Genomic DNA, 8,157 nt, shown 5'->3' on the forward strand with positions numbered 1-8,157 from the left:
GGCCCGACCGGCTGCACGCCGATCGCCTACTGGCCGTCGCTTCCCAGGCCACTGGCCCAGTGCTGATGACGGCGGTCGTTCCCACTCACCGCTGCGGGGCAGCCCCGGATTCCCACCGGGTTCCCTCTTACGACGCCCGATCAGTCACGATCGGGCGAACCAGCGCCACCAGCCATTCTAATTGATCGACGAGCCCACCCACGCGGTAGGCAGGGGCTCGACGACGGCCCGCACTGTTCCCCTGCGGCCGAGTTGACCTCACCCCGCTACTGCTGCTCATCCAGGAACTTGCTTGCCCGGCGTGCCGGGCGGGATCAGCTCGAGATCCCACCCGGCACAGCGCGTTACTCGCGGCGAAGCTCGGCAGCAGCGGCTACCAAATGTTCGAGGGACGCCTGCACCTCCGCGTAGCCGCGGGTCTTGAGACCGCAATCGGGATTCACCCACAGCCGCTCGACAGGGACCGCCGCCGCTGCCCGACGCAGCGCCTCGACGACCTCGTCGTGCGCGGGCACCCGCGGTGAGTGGATGTCCCACACACCGGGTCCGACGCCGCGGCGGTATCCGATCGCGGCGAGGTCGTCGAGGACCTCCATCTTCGAACGGGACGCCTCGATGCTGGTGACGTCGGCGTCGAGAGCGTCGATGGCGGTGATGACCTCGCCGAACTCCGAGTAGCACAGATGGGTGTGGATCTGGGTGCCGTCGGCGACGCCGGAGGTCGCCAGACGGAACGCGCCGACCGCCCAGTCCAGGTAGGCATTCCGGTCGGCCTTGCGCAACGGCAGCGTCTCGCGCAGGGCCGGCTCGTCGACCTGGATCACCCGGATGCCCGCGGCTTCGAGGTCGCGGCACTCGTCGCGCAAGGCGAGCGCGACCTGATCGGCGGTGTCGCCGAGCGGCTGGTCGGCGCGGACGAACGACCAGGCCAGGATCGTCACCGGACCGGTGAGCATCCCCTTGACCGGCTTGTCGGTCAACGACTGGGCGTAGGTGGACCAACCGACGGTCATGGGTGCCTTGCGGGTGACATCGCCGTAGATGATCGGCGGGCGTACGCAGCGGGAGCCGTAGGACTGCACCCAGCCGTGCTCGGTGGCGGCGAACCCGCTCAACTGCTCGCCGAAGTACTGGACCATGTCGTTGCGTTCCGGCTCGCCGTGCACCAGCACGTCGAGACCCAACCTCTCCTGAAGACGGATGACCCGCTCGACCTCAGCTCGCATCCGCTGTTGGTAACCCGTCTCGTCGAGTCGCCCAGCCCGGTACGCGGCGCGGGCCTTGCGCAGCTCGTCGGTCTGTGGGAACGAGCCAATCGTGGTCGTTGGCAGCGCCGGCAGACTCAGCCTCGCCTGCTGCGCGGCAGCGCGTTGCGGGTAGGCGCCGCGCTGCCGGTCCACCCCGCGCAGCGCGGCGAGGCGCCCTCGCACACCGTCGTCATGCCATCCCGGCGGGGCCGACGCAAGCGGCGCGGGCAGGGTCGTGGTGCCGTTGCGCAGCGCCCGACCCAGCAGGACGACCTCGTCGACCTTCTGCCGGGCGAAGGCCAACCGGTGGCGCAGGTCCGGATCGAGCGCGGTGTCGACGGACAGGTCCACCGGCACGTGCAGCAGCGAGCACGATGTGGACACCGCGACGTGGTCGGCGAGCCCGGTCACCGCCGCGCCGGCGCTGATCGCCGCTCGCACGTCGGTGCGCCAGACGTTGCGGCCGTCGACAAGCCCGGCGACGATCGTCTTGCCACGCAACTGCCCCGCGCCAGCGAGCCGCTGCAGGTTGCCGGGCCCGGCGACCAGGTCCAGGCCGATCGCCTCGACGGGCGTGTCCAGCAGAGCGGGCAGTGCGCCACCGAGCTCCCCGAAGTAGGTGGCGACGAAGATCCTCGGCCGCTGCTGCACGGCGCCCAACCGGGTGTACGCGTCGCGGAGCGCGGCGATCTCAGCCTCGCTGCGGTCGCTCACGTAGGCGGGCTCGTCCAGCTGCACCCACCGCACTCCGGCGTCGGCGAGCGTCCCCAGGATGTCGGCGTACACGTCGATGAGGTCCGCCAACCGGTCAAACGGTTGCCCGCCCCCGTCGGCGGGCTTGGACAGCAGTAGGAACGTGGCCGGTCCGACCAGCACCGGGCGGCTCTCGATGCCGAGGTCACGGGCTTCGCGGTACTCGCGCAACGCCTTCGCGGGGTTCGCCGCGAAGACGGTGTCGGCGCCGACCTCCGGCACCAGATAGTGGTAGTTCGTGTCGAACCACTTGGTGAGCTCCAGTGCCGGCTCGGCGTCGACGCCGCGGGCCATCGCGAAGTAGGTGTTCAGCTCGGACAGGCCGAGGCGGGTGAAGCGTTGCGGGATGGCGCCGACGGCCACGGCGGTGTCGAGCACGTGGTCGTAGTAGGAGAACGTGTTGGACGGAATCGCGTCCAGACCTGCGTCGCGCAGCGCCCGCCAGACCTCACCCCGTAGCGCGGTGCCGGTGGTCTCCAACTCCTCCGCGTCGATGTGACCCGCCCAGTAGGCCTCCACGGCCTTCTTCAACTCACGGTTGCCGCCGATGCGCGGATAACCGAGCACGGTGCTCTGACCGAATGCGGTGTTCATGGGGGTCCTTCCCTCGAAGCGGCCGAGGACTCGCGCCACAGCAGGGAAGGAAGGGGTACGGATGCGTACCGGCTTCCGCCCCGGCCGTCCCGAGAGACCATCGGCGGCGCACACCGGCTGGCATGCGCGGCGCTGGCAGGTCTTCGGACTCGCGGGCGTGACCTGTTCGGTCGCCTACTGGCCGTCGCTTCCCAGACCTCGCGGCCCAGTGCTTGATGACGGCGGTCGTTCCCACTCACCGCTGCGGGGCAGTCCCGGTCTCGCACCGGGTTCCCTCTTACGACGCCACGACCATTCAGGCCACGGCGAACCAACACCGTTGTCCATCCTAGGGCTCCGTACGCGATTTGGGCTTGGCATGTCCGCCCTGCGGGACCAACGACGTCGCGGCGCGCCTCCACCTCATGCCAGGGCGAACCCTCTGAGCCCCTCGATGCGACCGAGACCCGCGTCCACCCGGACACGAACGCTCGTTGAGGACTCCGCCCCGCCTCGACGACGGCACAGCCTTTCACATGTGTGACACAGGGCTGGAACCGCAGCGTATCCAACTTTTGCTACCTGAGGAAAAAGATCGCGACCTTTTGCGAAAAGCCTCACCGCGGTGAGGATATTCAGATGCGTCGTCTCCCTCAGTCTCCTGGCCGCATGGTCTCGGGCCTGCTCGCGCTCGTCCTCGCCTCGGCGGTCACACTGCTCGCGTCCGCTCCGCCGGCCGCGGCTCACGGGACCCTCGCCATGTCCACACCGGTGGCCGGCGCCACTGTGAACGAGCCGTTGACGACGGTGCGGCTGTACTTCACCGAGAAGGACGCCGCCAACGCGTACTTCACCATCACCGCCCCGGGCGGCAGCCGGGTCGACAACGGCTGGACGTACGGGGAGCCCAAGCCGCTGGACAAGCCGGTACGGGAGTACTTCCTGGTCAACGGCCAGTTCGAGCCTCGCGAGTACACGACGGGTTTCCCGGCGGTGGTGGCCCTCGCGCATCTGCCCGCCAAAGGTCAGTACTCGGTGAGCTACCTGTCGGTCGCCGTCCCACTGGCAGACCGTCATCTGCGAGGCCCGCACCCGCACCGCGACCGGCCCGAGCGGCGAGTCCGCCGAGGTGACCGACAACGTGATCGTCCTGCGCCGCCGCTGACGGAACCGGCGGCAGCGAAGCGGGCATCAAACGCGGCCGAGACACCGCAACCCAGACAGACCACTAGCGGTGACGCCGGCGCTCGGCCCACGTCAATGCCTCACCGGGTCCAGACCGTGCCCCGTGCCTGGTATTCAAGGGCCTCTTCGACCTGGACAGCGACGTCCGCGTTGAGCTCGCGCGCGACGAGGTGCAGCGCCAGATCCAAGCCGGACGTGATGCCGGCGGCGGTGACCAGGTCGCCGTCGTCGACGACGCGCGCGTTCTTGACAACGCCACCGCGCGCGGCCAACTCTTTCTTGGCAACCGTGTGAGTGGTGCAGGGACGGCCGGTGACCAGTCCGGCCGCGGCAAGAATGATCGCGCCGGTGCAGAGTGACGAGATGGTGAGACCCGGGCGGCGTGCCGTCGCGAGCGCCTTCGGGAGCGCCCCATTGTTGATCTCCGCCCAGATGCCGGGCTCTCCGGGACGACCGCCACCGGGTACGACGATCAGATCCGCCTCCTCGGGCCGCCAGCCGCGGTCGATCGTCACGCGAGTGCCGAATGCGGCGGTGATGACGCGAGGCCTGCCGAGCACCATGTAGCCGGTGTCGATCTTTCTGCTGCTGTACCACCCGGCCAGCGAGAACACTTCCTGCGGCGCGATGAAGTCCTGCTCCTCAACGCCGTCGAACATGACAATGCGTACCCGCAGAGGCCCTTTCGCATCGCGCGGGGTGGCCGCAGTCGCCTGCCCGCCGATCAGCGTGCCCACGCTCGCGGCGGCACCGCCCGTCAACACTGCCCGTCGTCTCACCAGCAACCCCTCTGATAACCGTCAATATCTGAATAGTCGGGGGCGGAGGAGGGAAAGTTCCTGACGTTGTTGGCACCAGGCCAGCCTCCGTGATCGCCGGCGGGGGCCGTCGTCAATCACCACCAGGCGTTGCTCTTTCCGGGCCTTCATCCAGCGCTGCGCCGGGGCGCGCCCGCCCCAGTCGTCACGTTAGGTGCAGCAGCCGTCGGCGCAGCCGGGTGCAGTGGAGTCGTCTACCACTGTGGTGGGGGTGCAGCAGGTGTCGCCGCGCCAGGCTTCGCGGCCTTCCTTGATCGCGACGGCGGCGATGGTCAGCGCGGCGGCTGGGTCGGCCCACCACCAGCCGAACAGCGAGTTGACGGCCAACCCGAGGAGCACAACGGCGGACAGGTAGGTGCACAGCAGGGTCTGTTTCGAGTCGGCGACCGCGGAGGCGGAGCCGAGTTCGCGGCCGGCGCGGCGTTGCGCGGCGGACAGGATCGGCATGACCGCCAGCGATACGGCCGCGAGGAGCAGGCCAATCGTGGAGTGCTCGGGGCGGTCGGTGCCGAGCAGCGCGCGCACGGACTCGATGCCGACGTAGCCGGCGAGGGCGAAGAACGAGATCGCGATGATGCGCAGCGCGGTGCGTTCACGGCGTTCATGGTTCGGGCCGGAGAACTGCCACGCCACCGCGGCGGCGGAGGCGACCTCGATGATCGAGTCGAGGCCGAAGCCGATCAGCGCGGTCGACGATGCGATCGTCCCGGCACTGATCGCCACGGCCGCTTCGATGAGGTTGTAGGTGATGGTCGCGGCCACGAACAGCCGCACCCGGCGGATCAGCACCGCCCGTCGAGACGGCGGCGGAGCCGCGGTCAGCGAGATGTGCGGCAGGCTCATCAGCAGCAGCCCTCGGCCTCGGTGCTCGGGCAGGCGGCCGGGTCGACCGCAAGGGCGAGACCGAGGAGATCACCCAGGGCGTGCGCGAGGCGCGCGTCGGCGAGTTCGTAGCGAGAGCGTCGACCCTCGGGTATGGCGACGACCAGGCCGCAGCCTCGCAGACACGCCAGGTGGTTGGACAGGTTCTGCCTGCTCGTGCCCAATAGTTCGGCGAGGTTTGCCGGATAGCCAGGGCCTTCGCGCAGCGCGAGCAGGAGCCGAGCCCGGACCGGGTCGGACAAGGCGTGACCAAAGCGGGCCAGTACCTGCCCATGCGTCAGCGTCTCCACGACCCGACAATACACCAGCTCCTGAATTAATGTGATGCTGAACTATTAGTTCCTCCGCGGCTGCCGACCCGGCATTGCGTCTGGCGCTGGGTCTCAACGGCGTACGGCCCACCTCTCTTTACACCAGCGCCAGCGGACTGCCTGTCCGCCTCGACCACGAGGATTCTTCGTAGGAATGTCGGCGTGTCCAACAACCAGAGCGACGCTCTCGATCCGCTGACCCGTTGGCTCCACAACCAGCCGAACAATCCGCAACCACCTACCCATAGGCAGCCCGGCCTGCGGTTTGCGTTCTACGGTCGGATGTCGACCGTCGAGCACCAGGACCGGGTGACGTCCCGGCACTGGCAGCGGGACTGCGCCACTGAGCTCGTCGCCGGTCACGGGGTGATCGTCGCCGAGTACTTCGATGTCGGCTGCTCTCGCCGCCGCGGTTGGCGGCAGCGTCCGCAGGCCGCCGCGCTGCTGGCCGCGCTCGACGATCCAGATCGCGGGTTCGACGCGATCGTGGTCGGCGAGTACGAGCGGGCGTTCTCCGCCAATCAGCTGCAGCACCTGGCGCCCGTGCTCGAACAGCACGATGTGCAGCTGTGGCTGCCCGAGACAGACGGGCCGGTCGATCACCACAACCCGACCCACCAGGCACTGATCATGATGCTGGGCGCCCAGTCGAAACGCGAGGTACAGCGCGCCCGGTTCCGGGTCGTCACCGCGATGCGCGCCCAAGCGCGAGAGCAGGGACGGTATCTCGGAGGCCGACCGCCCTACGGATACCGACTCACCGACGCCGGCCCTCATCCGAACACCGCCCAGGCGCGCTGGGGTCGCCGGCTTCAACGCCTCGAACCGGACCCGGCCACGGCCGGACACGTGCGGTGGATGTTCGCCCAACGCCTCGATGGCCAGAGTCTCGCCAGCATGGCACGCGCCCTCAACGACGCCGGCATACCGTGCCCGTCGGACGTCGATCCCGACCGCAACCCCCACCGCAGCGGCAACCGGTGGACCCTACGAACAGTCGCGGCGATCCTCGCCAACCCTCGCTACACGGGCCGGCAGGTCTGGAACCGGCAACCCGCGCACCACGACGCCGACGCTAGCCGCTCGGAGCGAGCACCGATCCGGCGGAACCCGAGCGTGGACTGGGTGGTCTCCACGCAACAGGCCCACACCGCGCTGGTCAGCGAACAGGACTTCGTCGCCGTCCAGACCATCCGCTCCCACCGCAGCGCCCACGACGGCACCACCCACCGCTACCTGTTCACCGGCCTACTGCGCTGCGGACCCTGCGGCCGACGATTGGAATCCCATTGGATCAACCAACGCCCCGGCTACCGATGCCGCCACGGCCACACCAGCACCCAACAACCCACCAACCGCCGACGCAAGATCCTCTACCTCAGAGAAGACCACATCATCGCAAGACTCGCCGACCATCCCCACCTCCCCAGCGGCATCCAGACCCCACACGACCTGGTCACACTCCTACACAGCAGGAAGATCACCATCGTCTGCGACCAGGAACACTGCACACCAACCACAGAAAAATCCGCGCAGGCCAACCTGCGCGGATCATGATCGATATGTGGTAATGATGTGTCCGAGGGGGGACTTGAACCCCCACACCCTATACGGGTACTAGCACCTCAAGCTAGCGCGTCTGCCATTCCGCCACCCGGACCTACACGTTCAGCCTACCTTGCCGACCAGATGATCTTTCATCCGGTGGTCAGCACAGCGGGCCGCACGGGGAGTTACTGTACACGCCACTCGTGGATCATGCACATCGCCTTCCGGCGCCTCTCCCCTGGAGCTTTCGCCGCTGCTCAAGCCGCCTCAAAACGGCCGCACCGACACACCGTCGGGGCGTGTCCGGGTAGCGTCCGGCGGCCCTGTGACGGCAGCATTGCCACGTGTCCCATCCCTCCCCCCTGGCAGCCGCCCAGCACCGAGCCCTCGCCCTGCGCGCCGCGGGCGACCTCAGCGCCGCCCGGCAACTGCTCGCGGAGGTCGTCGAAGCCGCTCCCCCGCCGTACGGTGACGACCATCCCGAGGTGCTGCACACCGCGCACCTGCTGGCACGGCTGCACCGGGAGGGGGACGACCCGCTCGCCGCCCGCCGGGTGTTGGAGGAGGCGTTCGCGGCGGGCGAGCGGCGCTGGCAGCACTCCGACCCGCTGATGCTCGCCCTCGCCTTCGAACTCGCCGAGGTGGCCGAGGAGCTCGGCAACCGGCACGAGGCCCGCCGCAACTACACCCGCGTCGCCACCGCCGGGCCCGCCGCACTGGGGGAGAACCACCCGGCGGTACGCGCAGCCCGCGACTACCTCGGCCCACCCCCGCCGCCCCCGGGCGAGCACCACCCCGCGCCGACGCTCGATGCTGCCCCGGCCGCCCCGGTGACCGAGC

6 protein-coding genes, 1 tRNA gene, 1 pseudogene and 2 riboswitches are annotated in these 8,157 nt (G+C 69.1%); of the genes and pseudogenes, 3 read left to right on the plus strand and 5 right to left on the minus strand.

The window, feature by feature from the left end; translation table 11 throughout:
• A riboswitch (cobalamin riboswitch) is annotated at positions 1–188 on the minus strand. This riboswitch is flagged as partial in the annotation.
• 156 nt (positions 189–344) lie between these two features.
• Positions 345–2,594 carry a 5-methyltetrahydropteroyltriglutamate--homocysteine S-methyltransferase gene (gene metE / locus ABZ749_RS23370; protein ID WP_357231096.1) on the minus strand — a complete coding sequence of 750 codons (2,250 nt, stop codon included), beginning with the start codon at positions 2,592–2,594 and terminating at the stop codon, positions 345–347.
• A gap of 116 nt (positions 2,595–2,710) precedes the next feature.
• Positions 2,711–2,924: riboswitch (cobalamin riboswitch) on the minus strand.
• A gap of 408 nt (positions 2,925–3,332) precedes the next feature.
• Between metE and ABZ749_RS23375 the strand changes: the two are divergent.
• Positions 3,333–3,566, plus strand: a pseudogene (locus ABZ749_RS23375) (copper resistance protein CopC); the annotation flags it as partial.
• A gap of 272 nt (positions 3,567–3,838) precedes the next feature.
• Here ABZ749_RS23375 and ABZ749_RS23380 read toward each other — a convergent pair.
• The 3 genes from ABZ749_RS23380 to ABZ749_RS23390 form a co-directional block, all read right to left on the minus strand.
• Entirely contained in the window at positions 3,839–4,495 is a 657-nt protein-coding gene (locus tag ABZ749_RS23380) for a DJ-1/PfpI family protein (RefSeq protein WP_357231099.1), read from the minus strand.
• A gap of 231 nt (positions 4,496–4,726) precedes the next feature.
• Entirely contained in the window at positions 4,727–5,419 is a 693-nt protein-coding gene (locus tag ABZ749_RS23385) for a cation transporter (protein ID WP_357231102.1), read from the minus strand.
• A complete protein-coding gene (locus ABZ749_RS23390) occupies positions 5,419–5,748 on the minus strand; it encodes a metalloregulator ArsR/SmtB family transcription factor (protein WP_357231105.1) in 330 nt (109 codons plus the stop codon). Before ABZ749_RS23390 ends, ABZ749_RS23385 begins: the two co-directional genes overlap by 1 nt.
• Before the next feature lie 183 nt (positions 5,749–5,931).
• On the opposite strand from ABZ749_RS23390, the gene ABZ749_RS23395 reads away from it, so the two are divergent.
• Entirely contained in the window at positions 5,932–7,326 is a 1,395-nt protein-coding gene (locus ABZ749_RS23395; protein ID WP_357231108.1) for a recombinase family protein, read from the plus strand.
• Between the two features lie 19 nt (positions 7,327–7,345).
• On the opposite strand, the gene ABZ749_RS23400 is transcribed toward ABZ749_RS23395, so the two are convergent.
• Positions 7,346–7,429: transfer RNA gene (locus ABZ749_RS23400), tRNA-Leu, on the minus strand.
• 232 nt (positions 7,430–7,661) lie between these two features.
• On the opposite strand from ABZ749_RS23400, the gene ABZ749_RS23405 reads away from it, so the two are divergent.
• On the plus strand, positions 7,662–8,157 hold a 496-nt coding region (locus ABZ749_RS23405), incomplete at its 3' end, for a tetratricopeptide repeat protein (RefSeq protein WP_357231111.1).

The organism is Micromonospora sp. NPDC047753, assembly GCF_040642735.1.
In the GTDB taxonomy this organism is placed as follows: domain Bacteria; phylum Actinomycetota; class Actinomycetes; order Mycobacteriales; family Micromonosporaceae; genus Micromonospora.